At 68.1% G+C, this 23,983-nt stretch carries 25 protein-coding genes; 11 read left to right on the plus strand and 14 right to left on the minus strand.

Going from position 1 to position 23,983, the window contains the following annotated elements:
* Positions 1-49 precede the first annotated feature (49 nt).
* Positions 50-931 carry an LLM class flavin-dependent oxidoreductase gene (locus tag NM203_RS02790; protein WP_255058077.1) on the plus strand — a complete coding sequence of 294 codons (882 nt, stop codon included), beginning with the start codon at positions 50-52 and terminating at the stop codon, positions 929-931.
* Here the strand turns inward: NM203_RS02790 and NM203_RS02795 are convergent.
* Together NM203_RS02795 and NM203_RS02800 are read right to left on the minus strand one after the other, a co-directional pair.
* Entirely contained in the window at positions 915-1,844 is a 930-nt protein-coding gene (locus NM203_RS02795; RefSeq protein ID WP_255058078.1) for a phytanoyl-CoA dioxygenase family protein, read from the minus strand. The genes NM203_RS02790 and NM203_RS02795 overlap by 17 nt on opposite strands.
* A gap of 457 nt (positions 1,845-2,301) precedes the next feature.
* Positions 2,302-2,595 carry a hypothetical protein gene (locus tag NM203_RS02800; protein ID WP_255058079.1) on the minus strand — a complete coding sequence of 98 codons (294 nt, stop codon included), beginning with the start codon at positions 2,593-2,595 and terminating at the stop codon, positions 2,302-2,304.
* Positions 2,596-2,682: 87 nt separating this feature from the next.
* On the opposite strand from NM203_RS02800, the gene NM203_RS02805 reads away from it, so the two are divergent.
* Positions 2,683-3,087, plus strand: coding sequence for a DoxX family protein (locus tag NM203_RS02805; RefSeq protein ID WP_255058080.1), 405 nt, complete (start codon positions 2,683-2,685; stop codon positions 3,085-3,087).
* Positions 3,088-3,090: 3 nt separating this feature from the next.
* On the opposite strand, the gene NM203_RS02810 is transcribed toward NM203_RS02805, so the two are convergent.
* Together NM203_RS02810 and NM203_RS02815 are read right to left on the minus strand one after the other, a co-directional pair.
* Positions 3,091-3,855: an SDR family oxidoreductase gene (locus tag NM203_RS02810; protein WP_255058081.1), complete on the minus strand. Its 765-nt coding sequence runs from the start codon at positions 3,853-3,855 to the stop codon at positions 3,091-3,093.
* 26 nt (positions 3,856-3,881) lie between these two features.
* The gene (locus tag NM203_RS02815) at positions 3,882-4,802 is read right to left on the minus strand and encodes a sugar-binding transcriptional regulator (RefSeq protein ID WP_255058082.1); all 921 of its coding nucleotides are present in this window, start codon (positions 4,800-4,802) and stop codon (positions 3,882-3,884) included.
* A gap of 157 nt (positions 4,803-4,959) precedes the next feature.
* On the opposite strand from NM203_RS02815, the gene NM203_RS02820 reads away from it, so the two are divergent.
* From NM203_RS02820 to NM203_RS02850, 7 genes are all read left to right on the plus strand, one after another.
* On the plus strand, positions 4,960-5,598 hold the full coding sequence (locus tag NM203_RS02820; RefSeq protein ID WP_255058083.1) for an SIS domain-containing protein: 639 nt from the start codon (positions 4,960-4,962) through the stop codon (positions 5,596-5,598).
* Positions 5,595-7,088: an FGGY family carbohydrate kinase gene (locus NM203_RS02825; RefSeq protein ID WP_255058084.1), complete on the plus strand. Its 1,494-nt coding sequence runs from the start codon at positions 5,595-5,597 to the stop codon at positions 7,086-7,088. Before NM203_RS02820 ends, NM203_RS02825 begins: the two co-directional genes overlap by 4 nt.
* Positions 7,085-7,771: a beta/alpha barrel domain-containing protein gene (locus NM203_RS02830; protein ID WP_255058085.1), complete on the plus strand. Its 687-nt coding sequence runs from the start codon at positions 7,085-7,087 to the stop codon at positions 7,769-7,771. The genes NM203_RS02825 and NM203_RS02830 overlap by 4 nt, the downstream gene beginning before the upstream one ends.
* Complete coding sequence (locus NM203_RS02835) at positions 7,768-8,805, plus strand: NAD(P)-dependent alcohol dehydrogenase (protein WP_255058086.1); 1,038 nt, start codon at positions 7,768-7,770, stop codon at positions 8,803-8,805. Before NM203_RS02830 ends, NM203_RS02835 begins: the two co-directional genes overlap by 4 nt.
* Positions 8,802-10,337 (plus strand): sugar ABC transporter ATP-binding protein, encoded by a 1,536-nt coding sequence (locus NM203_RS02840; protein WP_255058087.1) that lies wholly within the window; start codon positions 8,802-8,804, stop codon positions 10,335-10,337. The genes NM203_RS02835 and NM203_RS02840 overlap by 4 nt, the downstream gene beginning before the upstream one ends.
* Positions 10,334-11,368, plus strand: a complete 1,035-nt coding sequence (locus NM203_RS02845) for an ABC transporter permease (protein WP_255058088.1) — start codon at positions 10,334-10,336, stop codon at positions 11,366-11,368. Before NM203_RS02840 ends, NM203_RS02845 begins: the two co-directional genes overlap by 4 nt.
* Before the next feature lie 62 nt (positions 11,369-11,430).
* The gene (locus NM203_RS02850; RefSeq protein ID WP_255058089.1) at positions 11,431-12,474 is read left to right on the plus strand and encodes a substrate-binding domain-containing protein; all 1,044 of its coding nucleotides are present in this window, start codon (positions 11,431-11,433) and stop codon (positions 12,472-12,474) included.
* A gap of 137 nt (positions 12,475-12,611) precedes the next feature.
* On the opposite strand, the gene NM203_RS02855 is transcribed toward NM203_RS02850, so the two are convergent.
* From NM203_RS02855 to NM203_RS02895, 9 genes are all read right to left on the minus strand, one after another.
* Positions 12,612-13,265, minus strand: a complete 654-nt coding sequence (locus NM203_RS02855; RefSeq protein WP_255058090.1) for a class II aldolase/adducin family protein — start codon at positions 13,263-13,265, stop codon at positions 12,612-12,614.
* Complete coding sequence (locus NM203_RS02860) at positions 13,262-14,299, minus strand: zinc-dependent alcohol dehydrogenase (RefSeq protein WP_255058091.1); 1,038 nt, start codon at positions 14,297-14,299, stop codon at positions 13,262-13,264. Before NM203_RS02860 ends, NM203_RS02855 begins: the two co-directional genes overlap by 4 nt.
* Positions 14,296-15,831: a xylulokinase gene (locus tag NM203_RS02865; RefSeq protein ID WP_255058092.1), complete on the minus strand. Its 1,536-nt coding sequence runs from the start codon at positions 15,829-15,831 to the stop codon at positions 14,296-14,298. The genes NM203_RS02860 and NM203_RS02865 overlap by 4 nt, the downstream gene beginning before the upstream one ends.
* Positions 15,828-16,652 (minus strand): DeoR/GlpR family DNA-binding transcription regulator, encoded by an 825-nt coding sequence (locus tag NM203_RS02870; protein ID WP_255058093.1) that lies wholly within the window; start codon positions 16,650-16,652, stop codon positions 15,828-15,830. The genes NM203_RS02865 and NM203_RS02870 overlap by 4 nt, the downstream gene beginning before the upstream one ends.
* A gap of 54 nt (positions 16,653-16,706) precedes the next feature.
* Positions 16,707-17,231 (minus strand): M15 family metallopeptidase, encoded by a 525-nt coding sequence (locus tag NM203_RS02875; RefSeq protein ID WP_408633291.1) that lies wholly within the window; start codon positions 17,229-17,231, stop codon positions 16,707-16,709.
* A 26-nt stretch (positions 17,232-17,257) separates the two neighbouring features.
* Positions 17,258-17,431 carry a hypothetical protein gene (locus NM203_RS02880; RefSeq protein ID WP_255058094.1) on the minus strand — a complete coding sequence of 58 codons (174 nt, stop codon included), beginning with the start codon at positions 17,429-17,431 and terminating at the stop codon, positions 17,258-17,260.
* On the minus strand, positions 17,431-18,405 hold the full coding sequence (locus NM203_RS02885; RefSeq protein ID WP_255058095.1) for an alpha/beta fold hydrolase: 975 nt from the start codon (positions 18,403-18,405) through the stop codon (positions 17,431-17,433). Before NM203_RS02885 ends, NM203_RS02880 begins: the two co-directional genes overlap by 1 nt.
* A gap of 235 nt (positions 18,406-18,640) precedes the next feature.
* Complete coding sequence (locus NM203_RS02890; RefSeq protein ID WP_255058096.1) at positions 18,641-18,829, minus strand: hypothetical protein; 189 nt, start codon at positions 18,827-18,829, stop codon at positions 18,641-18,643.
* Positions 18,830-18,912: 83 nt separating this feature from the next.
* Positions 18,913-19,545 (minus strand): cutinase family protein, encoded by a 633-nt coding sequence (locus tag NM203_RS02895; protein WP_255058097.1) that lies wholly within the window; start codon positions 19,543-19,545, stop codon positions 18,913-18,915.
* Positions 19,546-19,718: 173 nt separating this feature from the next.
* Here NM203_RS02895 and NM203_RS02900 point away from each other — a divergent pair, with 173 nt between their 5' ends.
* Together NM203_RS02900 and NM203_RS02905 are read left to right on the plus strand one after the other, a co-directional pair.
* Entirely contained in the window at positions 19,719-20,363 is a 645-nt protein-coding gene (locus tag NM203_RS02900) for an MmpS family transport accessory protein (protein ID WP_255058098.1), read from the plus strand.
* Positions 20,364-20,599: 236 nt separating this feature from the next.
* Positions 20,600-23,206, plus strand: coding sequence for a PEP/pyruvate-binding domain-containing protein (locus NM203_RS02905; protein WP_255058099.1), 2,607 nt, complete (start codon positions 20,600-20,602; stop codon positions 23,204-23,206).
* A 149-nt stretch (positions 23,207-23,355) separates the two neighbouring features.
* Here NM203_RS02905 and NM203_RS02910 read toward each other — a convergent pair whose 3' ends face one another.
* Positions 23,356-23,931 (minus strand): hypothetical protein, encoded by a 576-nt coding sequence (locus tag NM203_RS02910; protein WP_255058100.1) that lies wholly within the window; start codon positions 23,929-23,931, stop codon positions 23,356-23,358.
* Between the last annotated feature and the right edge of the window lie 52 nt (positions 23,932-23,983).

The following is a 23,983-nucleotide window of genomic DNA, read 5'->3' on the forward strand; positions in this document are numbered from 1 at the left end:
GGTACACCCGGCGGCCCCGCCGTGCCAGAATCCCGAGGTGCGAATCGGGATGACGATGCCGGTGATGGAGCCCAACCTCGACGCGGCGACGCTCAAGGCGTGGGCCAGGGCCGTCGACGGCGGCCCCTTCTCATCGCTGTGCTGGGGCGAGCGGATGTGCTTCGACAACCCGCACTCGCTGACGCTGCTCGGTGCGCTGGCGGCGTGGACGGACCGGGTGCGCCTGGTGACGACGGTCATCGTGCCGCAGTTGCACGACCCGGTGATGCTCGCGAAGGCACTGGCCACCGGTGACGTGATCAGCGGAGGACGGCTCACCGTCGGTCTCGGCGTCGGCGGTAGGGACGAGGACTACCGCGCCGCTGGCGCGGACCCCGCGACCCAGACGATGCGCGGAATGGCGGAGCGGGTGGCGGTCATGAAGCGGGTGTGGGCGGGGGAGAAGGTCACCGATGCCGTGCTTCCGGTCGGACCGCCGCCGGTTCAGCACGGCGGTCCGCAACTCCTGGTGGGCACCATCGGTCCGAAGACGGTGCGCAGCGCAGCGGCCTGGGCCGAGGGGCTCGCGGGGACGACGCTGGACCTCGACGCCGAACGGGAGAACGCGTTGTTCGACGTCGCGCGCACCGCCTGGGCCGAGGCGGGGAAGCCCAAGCCGCACCTCGCCACCTCGTTCTGGTTCGCCCTCGGTGACGGCGACGAGCCGCGCGATCAGGTGCACCGCCACCTGCGGCGCTACATGAACTGGATTCCGGCCGAGTACGTCGACGCGATGGCGCCGACGACCGGGTGGGCGGGCACCGACGATCAGCTGATCGACGTGCTGCGCCGGTTCGAGGCCATCGGCGCCGACGAGGTCCACCTGATCCCGACGAGTTCGAACATCGACCAGGTGCGGCACGTCGCCGATGTGATCACGGAGTTCGCTTGACGCCCAACGCAGCCCATTGACGGGATGTGAGCCCGCTGCGCAGCTGCTGAAGCACCCGGCGGGGCAGCATGAGCCGAGAGTACGTGTAGTACGGGCTGCGGCTGGAGTATGCGAACGTGACCGAGTACCGCTCGGCGGCGGTCGGCGCGAAGACGCGATGGAAGACCTGGCCGGTGTCGGCGTACACGGCGGTCAGCCGTCGCCCGGTGACGCTGTGCCAGTCCTCACGCGGCACGACCGTCGCCATGTCCACGTCCGAGACGGCATCGTGATGGTGCTTGGCAAGGCGGCGAACCCGTTCGGTGTTGGAACGCTCGACGTATCCGAACGGTCCGGCGTCCTCGTCGACGTCGCTGAGGTAGACGATCACCTTGAACATCCGGCGATCCTCGTGGTCGAGGTGCCAGCGGCGCACCGTCTCGTGCCGACCCCCGTCGGCGGGACTGACGAGCTCGCGCTTGACTTCGATGCCCAGGAACCGGGCCGGTAGTCCCAGGTGGCACTCCGCGACATCGAGCATGCCGGGCGTGAGACCGAACAGGAACAGGGTGGGGTCGACGGCGAGCTCGGCCGGACTGGCTTTGGCGCAGGGTTCGTTGGTGTGCCGGTGTCGGAGCATCTCGGTGAGGCGGTCGGCGGATGCGAGCACGTCGGTTGGCAGATCGATGTCCCGAACCGCGACGCCGAACTCCCGCATCTCGGCGACGATGCCTCGCTGAGCGGCGGCGAGCACGGGCGTTCGGTCGGCGTGCCGAGCCAGCCGGGTCGCGTATCGCCGGTCGCTCAGCGGGCCGATGACCGTCGACTGCGACAGCGAACGCCGGTAGAAGGCGGCGCGCCGGTGTATCGCGCCGGTGGCGCGGAGCATCAGGGCACCCGGCGTCGATGCCGACTCGTCGTCGACGCCGTGCATGCGCCGGTCACGCTGGCGCTCAGTTCGCAGAATTGACGCCACCGTGACCTCTCAGCTACGTAGATACCGTTTCATGACAACCATCGGCTGATGCCTTGCCAAAACATACCATCCGTACGCAATAGGTGGTAGTGAATGCAGTCGCGCAAACGGTTGCGGGCATGATCAAGATCAGTTCGAGCCCGCAGGTGGGATGCATCTTATGACGTTTGACGTGCTGTTTTGATGCTGAACCTCGGAGGTGGACCGCGGCAGGATCGTCACCTCACGGCAATGCAAACACGCGCTGTCGTCGATTCTCTGTTGCTAAGCTCACTAATTTGCTGACTCGTCGTGCCCGTGAGCGATTTGTCGCAAGCACGTAGATCTGGCGAAGAGTGAGCCGATTGCGCATGGCGCCGACGCGGTCCAGCGCCGGATGCGTTCGACTTCGATCCGGGCGCCGATCGACGGCGGTTTAGGCTGTCGCGCGTCCTCGCGCCGCGTCCAGTTCGCGAAGCAGCGCGTCGACCTCGGAGCGCTTCTCGGCGGGCACGATCAGTGAGTAGAACGAGCCGACGCCGATGGTCAGTTGGAGCAGGTGCTCCTTCTCGCCGCCGAAGAGCTTCTTGCGGCGCGTCAGTTCCTTGATGTCGGTGCCGGAGTACTTGTCCGCGGGATTGCGGCCGATCGAGTTGTTCGCCCTGAGCTTCTCGACCCACACCCCGTCGATCACGATGCTTTCGCCGTTGATTCCGTCGATGCGAAACATGAGTGGGATCGTAGCGTCGGGGCGCGCTCCTATGAGTCGTCTATGAATGCGGTGACGCGCGACCGTGTGCTGGCGACCATGGTGTCCATGTCCACGCAGACCGCACCGCGCACGCTCGACACCCGCCTCACGTCGCAGTCCGCCATCGCTCTCGGCGTGTTCCGAATCGCCGTCGCCCTGCTGTTCATGGTGCACGGCACCGCGAAGCTGTTCGGCTGGCCGACGGGGTCCGCCGCCGCGCTCGGCGCCTGGCCGATGTGGTGGGCGGGCGTCCTCGAGCTCGTGCTGGGGCTGGTGATCGCGATCGGTCTGTTCGCGCGGCAGGTCGCGTTCATCGCGTCCGGAATGATGGCGGTTGCCTACTTCTGGCGCCACTTCCCGGAGAGCTTCTGGCCGAGTGTCAACGGCGGCGAGGCCGCCGTGCTCTTCTGCTTCGTGTTCCTGTTGCTGGTCTTCACCGGTCCCGGCGCGCTCACCGTGTCACGTCGCTAGTCGCTATTTGATGGTGTAGCCGCCGTCGATCAACAGGTCGGCCCCGGTGATCATGCCCGCCGCGTCGGAGGCGAGAAACACTGCGGCGGCGGCGATTTCGTCGGGGTAGGCGAACCGTCCCATGGGGATGAGCTCCTTGAGAGCATCGCCGCGCGGCCCGCTCCACGCCGACTTGCCGAGTTCGGTGAGCACCACGGTCGGCGAAATGGTGTTCACCCGGACGCCGCGGCCGCCCCACTCGGCGGCGAGCACCTTCGACACGCCGACGACGCCGAACTTCGATGCGCAGTAGGCCACATGTTGATCCAGTGCCACCGTCGCCGCCTGCGATGCCATGTTGACGACCGCACCGGCGCCCGCGGCGAGCATGTGCTTGCCGACGGCCTGGCAGACGAGGAACGTGCCCTTCAAGTTGATGTCGATCGTTCTGTCCCACATGTCGAGTGACAGGTCCTCGGCGGGTGCCAACAGGGCCACTCCCGCGCTGTTGACCAGGATGTCGATGCGTCCGAACGTCGCCACGACGCCGTCGACCGCGGCGGTCACGGACGTCGGATCCGATACGTCGCAACGGAATCCGCGTGATCCGTGACCGACGGCTGCCGCGTGTTCTGACGCCGCGTCCTCGTTGAGGTCGACGACGGCGGCCGTCGCGCCCTTGGCGACGAGGGCGGACACGATCGCCGCGCCGATTCCCGATGCGCCGCCGGTCACCAGTGCGACCTTGTCGGTCAGCGGGAAGTCGAGATCCACACGGGGTTCCGTCATGTCGGCTGTTTCCTCTCGGTTGGCGGTCATTCGAGTACGGCGGCCGCGATCTCGGTGTCGGTCACCAGGGCCGAGACCAGCCCGGACAGCAGCACGGCCCTGGTCGCCTCGATCTTCGCGGTGCCCGCGGAGATGGCGACGACGGTGGGGATCGCGCGCAGGCCCTCTTCGGTGATGCCCATGCGGCGTTCGTCGAGTCCGGCCACCCGCTGGCCCTTCGCGTCCAGCAGCAGGCCGCAGGTTTCGGCGCGGACCCCCTCGTCGTACAGTGCGCTCGCCTCGTCCTCCGACACCGACGTGTACACCTGGGACGCATCGGGATTCCAGCCGCCGACCGACACCAGCGCACACGTCACCCGGCCGTGGTTGGCGAAGGCGTCCTCGATCTGCGGGGTGCTCGCCAGGCTCGCCGCGGTGCGCGCGTCGGCGACGACGTAGGGCGCGTACAGCGGCCACGACCGGCCGCCGGTCACTTCGCTGATGCGCCGCGTCAGGTCGGCGCCATTGGATGTGAGCCCGCCGGCGAGTCCGGTGAGCTGGACGACGTCGCACTGCGGAAGTGCGCTGAGGTACGGCGCGATGCGCGTCATCGTGCGACCGCAGTCGACACCGATCACGTCACCGTCGCGCAGGATCGACTGCAGGAGTTCGGCCATGGCCTTGGCGACGGCCTCCACCCGGTCGTCGGTGTTCTTGGACTCGGCGGAGACGGCGTAGGCGTGCTGTAGCGCGTACTTACGCTGCAGTTCGGTCGACAGCGCGACGTCGATCGAACCGGGATCGTGGATCGTGATCTCGACCATGCCGGACTCGAGCGCCTCCTCGAGCATGCGGGCCACCTTGAAACGCGACAGTCCGAACTCCTCGGCGATCTCGACCCTGGTGCGTCCCTCCAGGTAGTAGCGCCGTGCGATCACCGCACGCTGGAACAGCTCATCGGCTCCCACGACGCCCCTTTCTCCGGCTCCACCGATCATCGCTCATATGAGCGCGACGGCTTGACATATGAGCGAAGCGTAGACGATGATCCACATCACAATCAATCACATGAGCAGTGTGTATCTCAGATGAGCGCGGGAACTCCGACAGCGTAGGAGGCGGCCGGTGAACGGACAGGACGACGAGTTGGCGGTACTCGCCGGCTCCGTGCTGTCTCGGGAATCGGCGGCCGTCGCGGCGCTGGTCGGAGCCGTGGAAGCGGGTGTCGTCGCGCTCGCACATCGGGTCCTCGGCATCGCGGGCAAGGTCGTCACGACGGGGTCGGGCACTTCGGGCGTCATGGCCGAGCGGCTGGCCCACCTGCTGTCCGTGTGCGGGACGCCCGCGGTGTACCTCCCCGCGATGGACGCGCTGCACGGCGGGATGGGTGCGATCACCGCGTCCGATCTGGTCCTCGCGATCAGCAAGACGGGACGGTCCACCGAACTCGCCGACCTCGTCCGACGCCTCGTCGAACGGGGGGTCGACGTCGTCGCGGTGACCGAGAACGCCGATTCGCCGCTGACCGGTGCGGCGAGCACCGTCGCGCTGCTCCCGCCGACCGCACCGGATGCCGACCCCGGCGACATGATCGCGCTCGCGAGCACGCTTGCCGTCGGAGCGTGGGGCGACGCCCTCGCCGTCGTCGCGATGGCGCTGCGCGGACACACCCTGCGCGACGTCGTCGACAGCCACCCGGCCGGTGGAGTCGGGCACCGCGGCCACCCGGCGGGCGACGCGACGGCGCCGGTGGTGAGCGTATGAGCGTGAATCCCGTTGTCCTGGGCGTCGATTCCTCCACCCAGTCGTGCAAGGTCGAGGTCCGCGAACTGGCATCCGGGCGCCTGCTCGCCCGCGGGTCCGCGCCCCACCCTCCCGCATTCCCGCCGAACAGCGAACAGCACCCGCGGGCGTGGATCACGGCTTTCGTCGACGCCGCCCGCGACGCGCTTCGCCGCTGCGCCGATCCGGTACAGGTGCGCGCGCTGGCGGTGGCGGCCCAGTGCCACGGCCTGGTGCTGCTCGGAAACGACGGACAGCCGTTGCGACCCGCCAAGCTCTGGAACGACACCACCGGAGCACCGAACCTCGCCCGACTCACGGCCACGATCGGTGCCGACGCCTGGCTGCGCCGTATCGGGTCCACGCCGACGGCTGCGTTCACCATCGCGAAGGTGGCCTGGATCGCCGAGCACGAACCCGCGACCCTCGACCGCGCGGCGACGATGCTGCTGCCGCACGACTACCTGACCTTCTGGCTGACCGGTGCCGCCGTCACCGACCGCTCCGACGCGTCCGGCACCGGATACTTCGATTCCGTTCCGGGGGAGTGGCTTCCGGAGTACCTGACCCTCGCCGGTGGCGACCGGGACTGGGTCGCCATGCTGCCCGAGGTGCTCGGCCCGTGCCAGGTGGCGGGCCGGGTGCGTCCGGTGGCGCTCGCCGACCTCGGGCTGGACGGTTCCGACATCCTCGTCGCCGCGGGTGGGGGTGACCAGCACGCCGCGTATCTCGGACTGGGCCTCACGGACGGCGACCAGTACATCGGCATCGGCACCTCCGGAGTGATCGCCACGTCGTCTCGTGCCCCCGTCTACGACGGCAGCGGAATGATCGACGGTGTCTGCGATCTCACGGGCGGGTACCTCCCGTTGGTCAGCACGCTCAACGCCGCGCGCGTCGGTGACGTCGCCGCACGACTGCTGGGCACCGACCACACCGGACTCGCCGACCTCGCGCTCGCCGCGGGTGACGCGAGAGGCCCGGTCCTGGTGCCGTTCCTCGACGGTGAACGCAAACCCGACCGTCCCGATGCGCGCGGTGCACTCGCCGACGTGACCTCCCACACCACCCGCGAAGAGGTGGCCCGCGCCTTCGTCGAGGGGCCGCTGCTGTCGTTGATGAGCGGCCGGGATCAGCTGTCCCGCTGCGGGATCACCCTCGACGGCGTAACGGCCGTCGTGGGCGGGGGCGCGCGTTCGCCCGCCACCCTGCAACTGCTCGCGGACCTGCTGGACGACGAGGTGCTGGTGTTCGACGCCGATGAGGCGACCGCTCGCGGGGCCTGCATCCAGGCGGCTGCCGTCGCCGCAAGGACCGATGTCGCCGGCTTGGTCGATCTCGCGAAGTCGTGGCAACCCGCTGTGCGGCAGAGGGTTTCGCCCCGCGCACGCACGCGCGATGTGACGGCGCTGCGCAACCGGTGGGCCGAACTGGCCGCATCGCCCATCCTCGACTCGGGGGTGTCCGCATGAGCGACGCCTGTGAGCGAATCGACGGCCACGGCGCGACGCGCATCGCCGAATGGCGGGACCGGTTCCCCGGCCGCGTGGCGGGATCGGTGTACGCGGCGGCACCCGCGGAACGGGTGCGCACAGCGCGGGAGCTCGCCGACGCCGGTCTGGACGTACACGTCGACCTGATGGCGAGCGATGAAGGCCATCCCGCAGGGGTCGGTCTCGGCGAACTCCGCGAGATCGCCGCGACCGTCCAGCGCTCGCGTATCGGCGTCCACCTCATCGGGTCGCCTGCATTCGTGGACACCGCTCTGCCCGAGGTGCTCTCGACTAGGCCCGGCAGGGTGTTCCTGCCGTGGCACGCCTTCACCGCGGAGCGCGCCGCGACCGTGCGGGGAGTCGGCAGCGCCGCGTGGATCGCGATGTGGGACGAGTGGGACGGCATCGGCTCGACCGCGTGGCCCGCTCAGCCGGACGGCGCGCTGGTGATGCTCATCGAACCAGGCACGTCCGGCACCTGCAGGCCGAGCCAGCTCGCCGTCGTGTCCGCCTGCGCGTCCGACATGCCCGTGCACGTCGACGGCGGCGTCACCGAAGACGTTGCGCCGCTCTGTCTCGCGGCGGGCGCCCAGTCCATGGTCGTCGGGCGCGCGCTGCTGACGCCGCGTCCCGTGAACAGCACAGCAAGGAGTACGACATGACCACTTCGGTCGAACCGACCCCCGCCACCATGCGAGCCAGCGTCATGACGGGCGTGCGCACGCTGGAGATCGAGGACCGGCCGGTGCCGGCGCCCGGTCCACACCAGGTGCTCGTCGAAGTGGCCGCCGTCGGGGTCTGCGGCTCCGACGTGCACTACTACCGACACGGCAGGATCGGCGACTTCGTCGTCGACGCGCCGATGATCCTCGGCCACGAACTGTCGGGCCGGATCGCGGCCGTCGGAGACGGCGTGGATGCCGGCCGAATCGGGCAGCGCGTCGCGGTCGAGCCTCAGCACCCGTGCCGACGCTGCAAGCAGTGCACAGCCGGCCGCTACAACCTCTGCCCGGACATGGAGTTCTACGCCACGCCGCCGATCGACGGCGCCTTCTGCCGGTACGTGCTGACCGACGACGACATGGCCCACCCGGTGCCCGACTCGATGTCGGACGACGCCGCAGCACTTCTCGAACCGCTGTCGGTGGCGATCGCCACGATGCGCAAGGCGCACGTGGTGCCCGGAACGTCGATCCTCATCGCGGGCGCCGGACCGATCGGCGTCATCTGCGCCCAGGCGGCGCGCGCGTTCGGTGCGTCGCGCATCGTCGTCACCGATCTCCTCGCATCGCGTCGCGAGAAGGCGCTGCAGTTCGGCGCCACCGAGGTACTCGACCCCGCCGCCGTCGACGTGACCGCCATCGAACCCGTCGACGCGTTCGTCGACGCGACCGGCGTGCCCGTCGCCGTCGTCAGCGGCATCAAGGCCGTCGGACCGGCAGGCCACGTCGTGCTGGTCGGCATGGGCGCCGACGAATACGCACTGCCCGTGAGCCATATCGCGAACAACGAGATCACCGTCACCGGGGTGTTCCGCTACACCGACACCTGGCCGGCCGCGATCCATCTGGTGGCGAGCGGCGCCGTCGACCTCGACGGCATGGTGACCGGCCGCTACGACCTCGAGCACGTGGGCGAAGCTCTCGACAGCGACACCGACCCCGAGAGCCTCAAGTCGATCGTGGTGCCGTCGTGACCGGGGCGTTGTTGCGCTGCAGCGACATTCACAAGAGCTTCGGTGGCGTGCCGGTACTCAAGGGCATCACGCTGGACCTGCAGCCGGGCACTGTGACCGCCCTCGCCGGCGAGAACGGTGCGGGCAAGTCGACCTTGATGAAGATCATCAGCGGGCAGTACACCGCCGACTCAGGTGAGGTGGCCGTCGGCGATACCACCCTGACGTCGGGCAACACCAAGGACGCGGTCAAGCACGGCGTGGCGATCGTGCCCCAGGAACTGGCGTCGATCGAGGACATGACGGTCTACGAGAACCTCTTCGTAGGAAGGGAACTCAAGGTCGGTCCGTTCCTTAACCGGCGCGCGATGATCGACGAGGCGCGTGACGCGCTGGCCGTGTTCGGCGTCGACATCAACCCGTCAGCGCGGATGGGCACGCTGCCGGTCGGTCTGCGCCAGATCGTCGAGATCGTCAAGGCCGCTCGCACCGGTGCGCAGGTGGTGATGCTCGACGAGCCCACATCGGCGATCTCCGAGCGTGAGGTCGAGGGGCTCTACAAGATCGTGCGGCAGCTGCGCGAGCACGGCGTCGCGATGGTGTACACCACCCACAAGATGGCCGAGATCCGTGCCATCGCCGATCGCGTCGTGGTGTTGCGCGACGGCGGGCTGATCCTCGACAAGGGCATCGGCGACGTCTCCGACGACGACATCGTGACGGCCATGATCGGCCGCGAACTCGACACGTTGTTCCCCGATCGCCCGGAGCCCACCACGGAAACGGTGTTGGAGGTCAAGGACCTTCACGTCGACGGTGCAACCGAGCCGGTGTCCTTCACCGTCAGGTCCGGCGAGATCGTCGGGCTGGCAGGTCTCGTCGGCGCGGGACGAACCGAACTGCTCGAGGCGATCTTCGGTGCCCGGCACTCGGGTTCCGGTGAGATCGTGGTGCGCGGCAAGCACGTCAAGCGCAATCAGCCGGCCGCCGCGATCACCGCGGGGATGGCCATGGTGCCCGAGGATCGCAAGCTGTCCGGCGTCGTGCTCTCGATGAGCGTGCTCGACAACGGCACCTTGCCGCGGCTGTCGGCGTTCTCCGTCGCCGGGTGGCTGCGCGGTAAGGCGCGCACCAAGGCCGTGTCCGACGTGATGGCATCGGTCCGGTTGCGCAGCAACGGGATGAGCCAGGAGGTCGGCACTCTGTCCGGCGGCAACCAGCAGAAGGTCGTGCTCGCCCGCTGGCTGACCGGCGACGTCAACGTGCTGCTGCTCGACGAGCCCACCCGCGGTGTCGACGTCGGCGCGCGCAGTGAGATCTACCGCATCGTCACTGAGTTCGCCGCCCAGGGCATGGCCGTGGTGATGGCGTCCTCGGACATGCCCGAGATCGTCGGGCTCTCGCACCGCGCGTTCGTCATGCGCGACGGCGCTTTCGTCGGCGAACTCGACCGAGACGCGCTCGACCATCCGGAGGTCCAGGAGTCGGTGTTCCGGCTGGCGACCGCCCTCGAAGCCAAACCCACGTCCCCGAATCAGGAGAAGGCATCATGACCACACCCGTCGACGCGCAGCCGCCCGGTCCGTCGGCCGCGCCGATCGTGGCGTCACCCACCACCGGCGAGCCGGTGAAACTGTTCTCCCGGCAATGGATCTCGGACACCCTGCTGCGCTACTCGATGGTCATCATCGTGCTGATGGTGATCGCCTACTTCAGCTACCGGAGCGCGCGGTTCGCCACCCCCGACAACCTCATCACCATCCTGGTGGCGGCGGCGCCGTTCGCACTCATCGCGCTCGGGCAGACGCTGGTGATCCTCACCGGCGGCATCGACCTCTCGGTCGGCAGCGTGATCGCCGTGTCGGCGATGGCCGGTGCGGCAACGGCCAAGGCCAACCCCGGCCAGGTCTGGATGACGGTGACCGTGGCGATGGCGGTCGGCCTCGCGTTCGGTTGCATCAACGGGGTCCTGGTGTCGCGCATCAACGTTCCGCCGTTCATCGCGACGCTGGGTACTTTGACTGCCGGATCCGGCGTGGCGTACGTGATCGGCGGTGGCGCGCCGATCAACGGCCTGCCCGCCGAGTTCGGTTCGATCGCCAACACCAAGATCCTCGGCCTGCAGATCCCCGTGCTGTTGATGATCATCGGCATCGTCGCACTGGCGGTCATCATGAAGCGCACCTCCTACGGCATGCGCGTGTACGCCGTGGGCGGCAACCGCAACGCCGCCGAGATCGCCGGTATCAACGCCAAGAACGTGTTGTTCAGCGTGTACGCGTTCTCCGGCCTGCTGGCCGGCCTGTCGGGTGTAATGCTGGCATCGCGCGTCATCTCCGGTCCGCCGAACCTCGGGCAGGGCTACGAACTCGACGCCATCGCCGCGGTCGTGATCGGCGGGGCGAGCCTGATGGGCGGCCGCGGCAGCATCTGGGGCACGGTGCTCGGCCTGTTCATGATCATGACGCTGAACAACGGCCTCGACATCCTGGTCGTGCCCGCGTACTGGCAGGACGTCATCAAGGGCGTGCTGATCGTCGCCGCGGTCGCGGTCGACGTGTGGTCCTCCAGGAGGCGTACTTGACGCCAATCGGATAGCCCAGCGCTGCAGAACATTCAGTGTCAATCGAAAGAGAAAGAGAACCCATGAGATCCATTGCGAAGATCGCAGCCATCGCCTCGGTCGGCGCGCTGGCCCTGACCGCCTGCGGCGCGGGCGACACCACGGCCAACTCCGACACCAAGCGCATCGGCGTCTCGGTGTACGACATGAGCTCGTTCATCACCGCGGGTAAAGAGGGCATGGAGGCCTACGCCAAGGCGAACAACATCGAATTGGTCTGGAACTCCGCCAATCTCGACGTGTCGACCCAGGCCAACCAGGTCGACTCCATGGTGAACCAGGGCGTCGACGCCATCATCGTCGTCCCCATCCAGGCCGATTCGCTCGGCCCGCAGGTCGCCACCGCCAAGTCCAAGGGCATCCCGCTGGTAGCCGTGAACGCTGCGCTGAACAATCCGGACGTCGCCGCGAGCGTGCAGCCCGACGACGTCGCCGCGGGTGCGCAGGAGATGCAGATGATGGCCGACCACCTCGGCGGCAAGGGCAACATCGTGGTGCTGCAGGGACCGCTCGGGCAGTCCGGCGAGATCGACCGCACGAAGGGCATCAAGCAGGTGCTCGCCAAGTACCCCGACATCAAGATCCTGGCGATGGACACCGCCAACTGGAAGCGCGACGAAGCCGTCAACAAGATGAAGAACTGGATCTCCGGCTTCGGTGACCAGATCAACGCGGTCGTCTCCGAGAACGACGACATGGGTCTCGGTGCGCTGCAGGCGCTGAAGGAGTCCGGCAAGACGGTGCCGATCGTCGGTATCGACGGGATCGAGGACGGTCTGAACGCCGTCAAGAGCGGTGAGTTCATCGGCACCTCGCTGCAGAACGGCACCGTCGAACTGTCGGCGGGCCTGGCTGTTGCCAACGCGTTGGCCAAGGGCGAGCAGGTCGACACCAAGCCGGTGTACGTGATGCCCGCTATCACCAAGGACAACGTCGACGTCGCGATCGAGCACGTCGTCACCGAGCGGCAGAAGTTCCTCGACGGGCTCAGCGAGCTGACGACCAAGAACCTCGAGACCGGCGACATCGCCTACGAGGGCATCCCCGGTCAGACGGCGCCGCAGTAGTTTCCTGCGCGAGCAGTCCGTTAGCGACTCGCAAGCTCGCCGCTAACGGCTCCAACAAAATCCCCTGAATTCTCGCGATTCAGGGGATTTTGCTGGAGCCGCCGGCCGGTCCGCTCGCGGACCGGCCGGCGGACTGCTCAGCGGGAGGCTGAGCCGGCTTGCTGGCCGTACCCGGAGAGTCGGCGGGCGACGTCGGCCAGTTCCTCGTCGTCCAGAACCCGCACGGGGGCCCCGCTCGCCATCGCGCGCAGCTGGACGTCGCAGATGTACTCGAGATAGGGCACCCGGTCGAGAACCTTCGGGAGTGCCTGCCCGGTGAGCACGGCGCCGTGGTTGCCCATCAGCGCCGCGGTGCGGTCCCGCAGGGCGGCGGTCACGTTGTCCGCCAACTGCCGTGTGCCGAAGCCTGCGTACGGCGCTACCCGAACGGTGCCACCGAATAGCGCCGTGTAGTAGTGCGATCCGGGCACCTCGTCGACGACGGTCGAGAGCGCGGTCGACGCGGGGGCGTGCGTGTGCACGACGGCCGTGTGCTCACTCGCCCCGTACACCGCGAGGTGCAGCGCGAGCTCGCTGGAGGGCTCCAGCGTGGCCTCGACAGCGTTTCCGTCGAGGTCGTGAATTCCGACGTCTCCCGCCGACATCGCCTCGTAGTCGACGCCACTCGGTGAGATCACGACGAGATCGTCGACCCGAATGGAGACGTTGCCCGCGGTGCCTACGACGAGACCCGACCTGCTGAGATGGCGGCACGCGTCGACGACCTGCTGCCGCTCGTCACCCAGCCTCATGGCTCGAGGATGTACTTGGAGCCGCGGCCCGCGGCCATGTCCTCGAGGCTCGCCACCAGGGCGTCCAGCGGTCGGCGCTCGGTCACCAGCATGGAGCCGTCGACCTTTCTGCTCGCCAGTAGTTCGACGGCGGTGCGGACGTAGTTCGGCGTGTGGTGGAAGACGCCCTTGAGCGTGTACTCCTCGTAGTGCATCGCGCTCGAGTCGACGGAGAACGGTGCGCCCTTGGGTGTTCCGCCGAACAGCACCGCCGTGGCACCGGGGCGCAACGTGCGGACGGTCTGCTCCCAGACCTGTGGCAGGCCGACGGCCTCGATTCCGACGTCGGCTCCGCGGGCGAACGGGGTGTGGTTCTTGATCAGTGCGACGCGATCCTCGAAGTCCGCGACATCGGACAGGTCGACGGTGTCGACCGCACCGGCCTTGATCGCCTCCTGCAGTCGCCACGGCGACTGGTCGACGGAGATGACGTTGGCGCCGCGCAGGGTGGCCAGCCGCACGAACATGAGACCGATCGGACCGGCTCCGTGCACGACGACGGTGTCGCCGAGTTCGATTCCGGTTTCCGCCATGCCGTGCACGACGGTGGCCAGTGGCTCCAACGGGGCGGCATCGGCGAAGTCGAGGTCGTCGGGCAGCTTGTATGTGTTGCGCGCGACGATCGCCGCCGGGATGACGACCTCCTCGGCGAACGCGCCGTTGAGGAATTCGAGGTTCTCGCAGAGGCTCTCGCGGTTGCGGATGCACGCCCAGCAGTAGCCGCACGGCACGGTGTTGGCGGCGGTCACGCGGTCGCCGACGGCGAACGTGTCGACACCGTCCCCGACGGCGGTCACGACGCCGGCGAACTCGTGTCCGAATCGCGACGGCAGGGTGGGGAAGAGCTTGGGGTGGCCGCGCCGGTACGACTTGAGGTCCGTGCCGCAGGTGGCGGCCGCCTTCACTTCGACGAGCACCTCGCCGGGAGCGGGTTCGGTGGAGGCCACGTCCTCGAGCTGTAGCTCGCCGGGGCCGTAGAACATGGCCGCTCTCATGATTGGTCTCCTCGTGCTTGGTCGGATGATGGGAGGTCCGGTAGGTCGTGCAGGGTGTGCAGGAGATCGCGGGCCTCGTCGAAGACCCGCGTGTAGACGGACCGAAGCGCCTTGTACTGGGCGGCGTTTCGCGCAATCGGTTCGACAATCGCGTCGGTCCTGGCGACGGCCGACGCGGCCTCGGGGAGCGACGGGTACTCGCCGATCGTGTCGAGGGCGATCGCAGCGGCGCCGAGAGCGCTGACCTCTCCTGACGCGCACACCTCGAGGGGGCGGTCGAAGACGTCGGCCAGGATCTGGGTCCACAGCGGGCTGCGGGCACCGCCGCCCATCGCGCGGATCACGTCGACGCGCTGACCGCGAGCCCGCTCCAAACCGTCGAGCTGCGAACGCAGTTCGAGTGCGATGCCCTCCAGCAGCGATCGGTAGAAGTGGGCGCGGGTGTGGCAGCCCTGCCACCCCAGCGTCATGCCGGATGCGCGACCGTCCCAGTGCGGCGTCTGCGCACCGTTCCAGTAGGGCAGCGTGAGCAGCCGTTCGCTGCCCACGGGGACCGCGGCGGCAGCGCGTTCCAGGGCGGGGTCGGGGGCGCCTGCCAGATCCAGGTCACCGAATTCGCGGCGGAACCACGTCGACAGGAACGTGCCGGAGGAACTGAAGGTTTCGACGGTGGTCTGCCCCGGCATCGCGGAGACCATCGACCGATACGCGCGAGAGGGGAGGTAGGACGTGGTCTCGCTACCGATCACGACGGCTGTGCCGAGGACGAGGTACGCCACTCCGGGATCCGTCACACCCAGCCCAATCCCGGCGGCCTGGCCGTCGCCGGTGCCCGCCACGACGGTGACGTCGGGCCGCAGACCCCACGCGTCGGCGAGGTCGGCTCGCAGTGGCCCGAGCGACGTTCCGGTCGGTACCAGCTCGGGAAGCTGATCGCGCTGCAGCCCGGCGAGTTCGAGTAGCTCGTCGCTGTAGTCGCCGGTGGCCTGGTCGAGCAGCGCCAGCGGATCGACGGATGCGGTGCTCGAGACCCAGCGTCCCGTCATGGCGTGCACCAGGTACGAGTGAGTGTCAGCAACGCGGCGGCAGCGCGCCAGCGTGTCGGGCTCGCGGTCACGCAACCAGAGCAGCTTGTAGAGGCCGGGTGTGATGTCGGCGGGCTTGCCCGACAACAGCTCCACCCGCTCGGTGCCGTATCGCCGGGCCTCGGCGTCGGCACGGCCGTCCATCCACAGGATCGCCGGCCGAATGGGCGTCTCATCGGCGTCGAGGCAGACGAAGCTCTCGCGCTGGTGGGTCACGCAGACGGCCGCCACCGCGCGGCGATCGCCGATCTCGTTGAGCGCCTGCTGAACTGCGCGATCGGTGGCCCGCCACCAGTCCGGCGCGTGCTGCTCGAACCAGTGCGGCGCCGGGCTGCGGGTCTCGAGAGGCTCGGAGCCCGACCCGACGTGCTGCCCTTTGCCGTCGACGATGATGGCCTTGGCGGCCGTCGTCGAACAGTCGACCGCGATCACGAGCGGTGACGTCATCGTCGCTCTCCGTCCGTTGGGGTGGTGTCGCGTGGGGCGACGACGACGTTGGCGCCGCCGTCTTCGAGGCGGGTGAGTTCGTCGGCGTCGATGCCGTCGTCGATCACGACGGCATCGAAGTCGATGAGGTCGCAGATGCGGTGGATCGCGCGCCGCGCCACCTTCGTGTGATCGACCATGAGCACCCGCAGTTCGGCGCTGTCCATGAACGCCCGCTTGAGATCGGCTGCGGCACTGGACGGATGGAAGCACATCCCGCGCGAGACCGCGGGCACCGACATGAACAGCACGTCGTAGTGCATGTCGCGAAGCGCGCGGACCGACTGCGGTCCGACGAACGAGGAGAACTCGGGAACGTAGTCGCCGCCGATGGCGTTGAGGCGGACTCCGGGATCGGTCGACAGTTCGTTGATCGCGGGCAGGAAGTTGGTGACGACCGTCAGCGGCAGGTGTCCGAGGAGAGTGGGCAGCAGGTGCAGTGCGGTGGTGCTGTCGTCCATCGCGACGGCCTGCATGTCGACCCGGCTGGCGGCCCAGTCGAAGGCGGCCCTGGCGACGGCCTGCTTCTCGGCGAGGTTGAGCGCTTTGCGTAGGTCGATATTGCGTTCGAACGCCTCGCTCGGCGGTGCTTCAGCCCCCGAGCGGACCTTGCGCAGCCTGCCCTGGGCGTGCAGTTGGTCGAGGTCGCGGTGGATGGTCATGGTGCTGACGTTGAAGTGGTCGGCGAGTTCGTCGATGCGGGCGACACCCCGAGTCCGGACGAACTCGGCGATCTCGGAGCGCCGGTGCTCGTGACTGCTCGCTCGAGTCGGGGTGGCCACGTGCGTAACCTAACACGAAACATCACACAGATAACAGATCAGGTGTGATGTTGGTTAGCCCGCCGCATTCGGCCGCAACGGCGGGCAGGCGCCGCCGTACGCGGAGGCGAGTTCGAAATGCCAGATCTCGTTGGCGTAGATCTGGCACAGCCCGAAGCGCTGGCCGTTGGCGAGCAGCCAGTTGTCCGCGTCGGTCGGGCCGATGTCAACGGCCTCGCCCGTGACGTGTTTGGAGACCTCGGGAGAGGCGACGTACTGCGCGGCGATCTCGGCACTGCCGTACTGGACGACGGCATCGGCGAACAGTTGTCGCTGGAACTCTGGGGAGCGCCACCCCGACGTGAGACCGATGGTGACGCCGTCGACGGCGGCAGCGGTGGTGGCCTGCCGCACCGCGTCGAGCAGCGCGGGATCGAGGCGGTTGACCGCCGGCGTCGACGGGTCGAAGGGGCTGAGCAGTTGACCGGCCGGCAGATACCCGTCGCCGGGAACGGCGACGGCCGGCGCCGCTGTGAGCAGCAGCGCGACCGGTACCGCGCTGATACCGATGACGACGTCGCGAAGCGTTCTCAAGCCCACCACGCTACCGCCGTCACCCTGATGGTTCAGCCGGCCCGTCGCAACTCCGCCACGAAGGACTGACCGAGGTTGTCCACCACGCTCCAGCTGTAGGGGCCGATCATCGACGTGACTCCGAGCATGTGGACGGCGCGGCGGGCGTCGTTCTCGCACCTGATGCCGTCGACCCGCGATCCGCGGGAGGTCGTGACGCTCCACATCACGCACCCCGCGAAACCGCGTAGACGGGTGGGTCGTTGCGCAGCAGCGACGCCATGACGTGCTGGTCGTAATCGGCCGGTGCGGTCGAGTCGATGAACCGCTCGACGGCTGCGACGAAGCGGTCGGGGTGGTCGTGGTGCGGCATGTGGCCGGAGTCCTCGAAGATCTCGAGCTCGGAACCGGGCATGGCGTCGTGAGCGATTCGGGCGTGACTGACGGGGATGACCATGTCGTCCCGACCCCAGATGATCTGCTTGGGAACGACGTCCACCAGGTAGCTCCGATCGAGCATGGTGACGAACTGGCCGTGACCGTCGACGGCGCTGCGCAGGGTGCGTGAGAACGCCGACAGGGCGGCGGGATCGCGGAGCCGTTCGATGACCCGCAGGAGGTCGGGGATGTCACGACCGACCGGGGTGGACCCCAGCACGGCTTTGGCGGCGCGACCGAAGAGCCGCAGGGCGGGTACCGCGCCGGGGATGCGCAGCGCGGCGAGTGCCTCGGCGCCCATCGGCATCGCGACCAACTTGAGTGCGGGGCTCACGTCGGTGGTGACGCCGCCCGCGGCGACCAGGACGACGCGCTCGACGAACTGCGGGTACTGGTAGAGGAACTGCGCCGCGACACCGCCGCCGAGGGAGTGGCCGACGACCGTCACACGATCGATGCCGAGCGCGGTGAGCAGGTCGCGCATGCCGTTGGCGAAGGCTGCCAGCGAGTAGTCGGCGCGCGGCTTGTCCGATTCGCCGTGACCGAGCAGGTCCGGCGCGATGACGGTGAAGCGCTGGGCGAGCTGGGCGTGGACGGTGCTCCAGGTGGCGGAGTCGTCACCGACGCCGTGGATCATCAGGAGCGCTGGCCCGGAGCCGGCGATGCGGTACGCGCGGCGGTGGCCGTGGATGGTGCGGAAGTGCAGGGTGGGCTCCGCGTCTCCGGTTACCGGCCGAAGGTTTGGCCGGGTGTGGTTCTGCATCGTGGACTCCTCTCAGGTGGGTTGTTGAGAGAAGACTGCCGGTTGCTACTTGACGAATTCTTGGCTTGCTCTCGGTGTTCGCGCTGTGCTTTAGTCGGGCACGGATGGCCTTGCCGTCCGCAGCGCGCCGCTGTTCGCGGACAAGCGTGAGAAGTGTTGTACAGCAGAAACATAACGCGAACCCGCCGCACGAGTGCGGCGGGTTCGGGAGGAAAGGAGTGCGACGGTTGACGGGCTAGCCGGCGCGCCGTAACTCGGCGATGAAGGTCTGGCCGTAGTTGTCCACGACGCTCCAGCTGTAGGGGCTGATCGCGGAGGCGTAGCCGAGCATCCGTACGGCTTGCCGGGCGTCGTTCTCGCTCGCGATGCCGTCGACGCGGCAGCCGCGCGACGTGGTGACGGTCCATCGTGTGGTGTTCTGCATGGTGAGCTCCTCGTCAAGTGTGGCTGTTGAGAGGAAGCCTGCAGGGCGCTGCTTGACGAAAACTTGGCGAATTCTGGGTGCCGCTAAAGCTTTCCGGCGGCGTAGCTGGCGGCCTGATCGATCAGGCCGGAGCTGAGATACGACGGTTGCAGATGCGACGGCCAGTCGATTCCCCGCCCGCAGATGGGGTCGCCGTCCGCGCACTGATCGATCGTCCGTCCGGCGAAGGCAGGGGCCGGTCCGAGACGCTTACCGGCGTTACCGAACAGTGCGATCGCCGCGATCTGCCGGTTCGCGCTCGACGAAACCCCGCCTCGGGCCATCAGATCGGCCGCCGTGGCCCCCAAGGAGTAGCCGCCGAGAACCAGGCGCGTGTTCGGACAACTGCTCGCCATGGATTGCGCGTGGGCGCGCATGTCGTCAGCGCCGCTGGCTGCGCTCAAGTCCGCGGGGTAGTTGACGCCGTAGACCCCGACGGACAACGAGGTCTGCGAGCGCAGCGCATTGACGAGTGCATCGCCGATCTGACCGACGCCGGGCGGCTCCTGTCGGCCGCGTGCGAACACCACCTCGACGTCGGGGCAGGACGCCGATGCGGTGGGAATCGGAGGTGCTGTCGATATGGCCGGGGCGATCACCGCAGCGGTGGCGAGGAGTGGAGCGGCCACCAGGGTGAGGACGCGGCGCGCGGTTGGTGTTATCGCGGAAGGTCCCATAACGACTCTTCGGCGTCGAAGCGGCGACCGTTACGTCGCGGCGGTGCGTCCTTTTTCCCAGGTCAGCCGCCGAAAGAGTAGGGAAACTACCCATTCCTTTGCCGGGTCGCGACGTTAATATTCAGACATTCATCTCGATCCACAGGAAGAGCTGGGGGAGTGTCATGCACGGGTTGACGAAATTGATGGCGGTACCGACGTTCGCTGTGTTGCTCGCGGCAAGCGTCGTGTCGGTGGCGCCGCCGGCGGCAGCCGCGCCGCCGCAGGTCACGTTCGAGGCGTTCGGGTCCGGGTCGGCGACCACCATCGACCTGGATCCCTCCCCGGCCGGCGGGACGATCTTCGATGCGCCGCTGCCGTTCTCGCGCACCGTGCCGCTCCCGTCGGGGACGACTCTGCTGCAGGTCGTCGTCGTCGGGAGCACGGACGTGAACCCCGGCTGCCGGATCAAGATCAACGGAAGCGTCATCGTCGAGAAGCCGGTCGGAGCCGATGCGCACTGCGTCGCCGATATCAGCGACATGTCCTTCGGCGACACCGACGAGCCGACGCCGGGGGCGCCCAAGGGAATCACGTACGAGGTCAAGGGCTCGGGGACGGCACTGACCATCAACATCGAGCCGGGCGGCATCCGGCTCGAGAACGTGTCGTTGCCGTTCACCAAGACCGTGCCCAGCGCCCCCGGCCAGCTGCTCGAGATCGCTGTGGTACCCGGCGGAGACCTCGAATCGAACCCCGGCTGCCGCATCACCGTCGACGGGGTGGTTCGGGCGGACAAGCCCAATGGCAGTGACGGGTTGTGCGTCGTCGATCAGTGAGGTCGTGCGGCCGCGGTGGGTGCTTCGGTCTGATCTGAGCGCGGCCGACGTACGGCTACCACGTCAACGACCGCGTGCTCAAGGGAGTTCGCGCGTCACAGTTTGCGAAAGACGTTGGCCGCGAGACCCTGTCGGCGCACCACTCGCGCCGCGCTCAGGCGCCGTGTGCACGCCCACCGCAGCTGAGGGACTTCCGGCCCTGTCGACGACATCGTCGGATGGGTACGTTGCACGCCATGACCGACGCGATGATCTGTCGGCTGACCGACTCCAATGCCACCGATCCAGATCGCACCGGAGGCAAGGGAGCCAATCTGGCAGTGCTGACGCGTGCGGGCTTGCCGGTGCCGGCGGGCTTCGTGGTCTCGACCGCGGCCTACCGTGAGTTCGTCGAGGAACACCGCCTCGACGCGGTCATCCAGCGTGAGCTCGCTGACATCGGCGATCCGGACACCGTCGACGCTGCATCGTCGCGCCTGCGCCGCGCCTTCGAGTCGGCGCCGATGTCCCCCGGAGTGCGCAACCGGCTCGCAGCGGCCGGTACGACACTCGGCGACTGTCCCCTGGCTGTCAGGTCGTCGGCGACCGCCGAGGACCTACCCGAGGCCAGCTTCGCCGGACAACAGGACACCCTGCTCAATGTCGTTGGCGCTGAGGCCCTCTGCGACGCGGTTCGGCGATGTTGGTCGTCACTCTGGACTGCGCGAGCGATTGCATATCGACGCGACCAGGGGATCGGGCACGAGAACATCTCGGTTGCCGTCGTCGTGCAGCAGATGGTGCCCGCCGAAGTGGCGGGTGTGCTGTTCACCGCTGATCCGGTGTCCGGGCGGCGGGATCACGTCGTCATCGAGGCCGCAGCCGGGCTCGGCGAAGCGGTGGTGGGTGGGGGAATGACGCCGGAGCGCTGGATCATCGACGCTCCCACGCGCGAGGTACTGACCCGGCCCGCCCGCGCCCTGTTGGTTCCCGAGCACCTCGACACCCTGATGGACCTGGCGACGCGTTCCGCCCGTCTGTTCGGGACCCCACAGGACATCGAGTGGGCTGTGCACGACGGGCGGTGCTGGCTGCTGCAGTCCCGGCCCATCACATCCCCGTTTCCGATACCGCCGGCCACGGTCCCCGGTTTACGCGTGTATCTGCCGGTCATGCTCTTCGCCCAGGGCATCGCCGAACCGATGACACCCGCGGGCAATACGTTCTTCCGTGCGATGGTCAGCGGCTGGTTTCGATTCTGGATCTCCGGGCAGCGACCCGGAGAGATCGACGAAGCGCCCGCCTTCCTGCCGATCGTGGCGGACCGCTTGTTCCTTGACGCCACCGCAGTGCTACAGCGTCCACGAGTAGCGGCGCGGCTGGTGGCCAACTTCAGGCTGAAGGATCCGACGGGGAGTGAAGCGCTACGAATGTGGTTGTCGCAGAACAACGATCGCCTGCCACAGCCGAACGGGCCGACGCTTCCTTGCGGGCTGGTCCGCTGGATTCCCTCGCTACTGCTGGATGTCACGGCCTCCCTTGTCGCCCCCGCACGCGCTCGTCGACGACTGATCGCCGGTGCCGACAGCGCCATAGCGCGCCTCGACGCGCACGCCATCGGGCTGTCCACCCCGCAGGAGCAGCTGAACTTCGTGGAACGCGTGCTGCCCGCGGCGACCTGCGACATGATGTTGCGCCAACTGGCTGCCGCGTACGCCGAGTGGCTGACACGAGTCGTCATCCAGCGATCGGTGCGGCGCTGGCTCGGGTCGTCGCAGGGGTTCGACCCGGTGGTGCGCTGGCTGCCGCACGACCCGACCATCGCCATGGGCGCGGCGCTGGCCCGGCTGGCGCGCGATCACGCGGCCGCAGGCATCGAGCCGTCACCGGGCAGCCCGGGTGTCGCGGAGTTCCTGGCCACCTTCGGTCATCGCGCGCCGGACCGGGAAGTCGACCTCGGTCTGCCGCGGCTCACCGACGATCCGACGTACGTGGTGGAACTCATCAACGGATACCAGCGCTCCGGTGAGTTGGACACCTTCGAGGCCGGAGCCGAGCAGTCCCGCACCGCAGCCGCCGAACTGGTCGCCGACGTCAGGCGGATACGAGGCCCGCTTCGGGCCGCCATCCTCAAGAACCTTCTCGGCCGCCACACCGAGCTCGGCGGGTTGCGCGAGCGGCCGAAGTTCGACATGGTGCGCGCGATGGCCCTTGGTCGGCGCACGCTGAAGCGCTGCGCCGCAACACTGGTCGATCGAGGACTTCTCGACGACCCCGACGACGTGTTCTTCGTCGACGGCGCCGACGTGCGCGTCGCGCTGGCGGGCGGCCCGCGCGACCTGCGCGCACTCGCGCGGGCCAACCGTCGCTCGTTTCGGCGTGAACTTGCCCGCCGCCTCGTGCCCCGCGTGCTGACCAGTGACGGTGAGGCCGTCTACGCTTCGGCCCCAACTTCGTCCGACGACACGAACCGCATGTTGGTCGGGACCCCGCTCTCACCCGGTGTGTACGAAGGCGTGGTTCGGGTGCTGGACTCTCCGGTGGGTGCGACGTTGCAGCCCGGCGAGGTCCTCGTGGCGGCCAGCACCGATCCGGGCTGGACTCCGCTGTTCCTGCTCGCTGGGGCCCTGGTGATGGAGGTCGGTGGGGTCGTGTCGCACGGCGCGCTGGTCGCCCGCGAGTACGGAATCCCCGCGCTGGCCGGGATCACGGACGCGATGACACGACTGCACACCGGACAGCGCGTCCGCGTCGATGGCACCGCGGGGCGCATCACGTTGATCGAACCGACTAGTGACGAGGGGCAGGGTGTCGAGTCGGTCACGGCGGGCCGACAACCGAGTCGGGGCCTAAGCCGCTCATAGCGTTTACGCGGTCAAACGAACTGGGGCGATGGGTGTTTGGGGCGGGCGGCGTGAATCCGCCGCCCAGGGAAGGAGACCCGATGATCCCCGCGCACCTCCTTCGGCAGTTGGTCGCCGCTGCCCTGGCTCTGCGTACGCCTAGAAGCACATCAAGAGTGGGGCGGTCCCATCATGCCGCCGGGTCCCATCATGCCCTGCATCATCGCTGGCATCCCGTCGCGGACGAAGCCGGTGACCTCGCGGGCGTGTGCGCGGATCACTTCTATCAGGTTGGGATCGTCTGCCGTTTCCTCGGCAATCACTCCCGTCGGGGTGAGCGTGAGTTGGCGTCGGTAGCCGCCTGCGTTTCGGAAGAGGGTCGGCAGGGTCTGGCTCATGCACATGACCTCCTCGCCCTGGCCGATATGGGAGTACATGCTCGATACGTGCGCCTGTAATTGAGCAGTAAGGTCGGGCGAATCCGATTCGGTGATGGTGCGCACGCCACCTGCAATTTCTTCCACCGTGCGCCTGATCTCATTGTGCCGAGCGAACATGTCCATATAGACCCGCATGTCCGCTGGCCCGCCCATCATGCCGCCGTCGCCGGGCCCGTTGGTGAGCCGGAGGTCCGGCGTCCGCGGTTCGAACATGTTGCGGATGACGTATCCAACGCCTAGAACACTGCCCGCCGCCAACGCGCCCAACGCAGCAAGCGCCGTTCGGCGATTCATCGACTGCGCCATCACAACCTCACTCGGCAGCGGCCTATGGCCGTGGTGTAGTGGGAGCCGTCGT

The organism is Mycolicibacterium arenosum (assembly GCF_024320865.1).
Classification (GTDB): domain Bacteria; phylum Actinomycetota; class Actinomycetes; order Mycobacteriales; family Mycobacteriaceae; genus Mycobacterium; species Mycobacterium arenosum.

Coding starts and splice junctions, on each gene's coding strand:
- NM203_RS02790 (WP_255058077.1), top strand. CDS start 50: ATGACGATGCCGGTGATGGAGCCCAACCTCGACGCGGCGACGCTCAAG.
- NM203_RS02795 (WP_255058078.1), bottom strand. CDS start 1,844: ATGCACGGCGTCGACGACGAGTCGGCATCGACGCCGGGTGCCCTGATG.
- NM203_RS02800 (WP_255058079.1), bottom strand. CDS start 2,595: ATGTTTCGCATCGACGGAATCAACGGCGAAAGCATCGTGATCGACGGG.
- NM203_RS02805 (WP_255058080.1), top strand. CDS start 2,683: ATGTCCACGCAGACCGCACCGCGCACGCTCGACACCCGCCTCACGTCG.
- NM203_RS02810 (WP_255058081.1), bottom strand. CDS start 3,855: ATGACGGAACCCCGTGTGGATCTCGACTTCCCGCTGACCGACAAGGTC.
- NM203_RS02825 (WP_255058084.1), top strand. CDS start 5,595: ATGAGCGTGAATCCCGTTGTCCTGGGCGTCGATTCCTCCACCCAGTCG.
- NM203_RS02830 (WP_255058085.1), top strand. CDS start 7,085: ATGAGCGACGCCTGTGAGCGAATCGACGGCCACGGCGCGACGCGCATC.
- NM203_RS02835 (WP_255058086.1), top strand. CDS start 7,768: ATGACCACTTCGGTCGAACCGACCCCCGCCACCATGCGAGCCAGCGTC.
- NM203_RS02845 (WP_255058088.1), top strand. CDS start 10,334: ATGACCACACCCGTCGACGCGCAGCCGCCCGGTCCGTCGGCCGCGCCG.
- NM203_RS02850 (WP_255058089.1), top strand. CDS start 11,431: ATGAGATCCATTGCGAAGATCGCAGCCATCGCCTCGGTCGGCGCGCTG.
- NM203_RS02855 (WP_255058090.1), bottom strand. CDS start 13,265: ATGAGGCTGGGTGACGAGCGGCAGCAGGTCGTCGACGCGTGCCGCCAT.
- NM203_RS02860 (WP_255058091.1), bottom strand. CDS start 14,299: ATGAGAGCGGCCATGTTCTACGGCCCCGGCGAGCTACAGCTCGAGGAC.
- NM203_RS02865 (WP_255058092.1), bottom strand. CDS start 15,831: ATGACGTCACCGCTCGTGATCGCGGTCGACTGTTCGACGACGGCCGCC.
- NM203_RS02880 (WP_255058094.1), bottom strand. CDS start 17,431: ATGTGGAGCGTCACGACCTCCCGCGGATCGCGGGTCGACGGCATCAGG.
- NM203_RS02885 (WP_255058095.1), bottom strand. CDS start 18,405: ATGCAGAACCACACCCGGCCAAACCTTCGGCCGGTAACCGGAGACGCG.
- NM203_RS02890 (WP_255058096.1), bottom strand. CDS start 18,829: ATGCAGAACACCACACGATGGACCGTCACCACGTCGCGCGGCTGCCGC.
- NM203_RS02895 (WP_255058097.1), bottom strand. CDS start 19,545: ATGGGACCTTCCGCGATAACACCAACCGCGCGCCGCGTCCTCACCCTG.
- NM203_RS02905 (WP_255058099.1), top strand. CDS start 20,600: ATGACCGACGCGATGATCTGTCGGCTGACCGACTCCAATGCCACCGAT.
- NM203_RS02910 (WP_255058100.1), bottom strand. CDS start 23,931: ATGGCGCAGTCGATGAATCGCCGAACGGCGCTTGCTGCGTTGGGCGCG.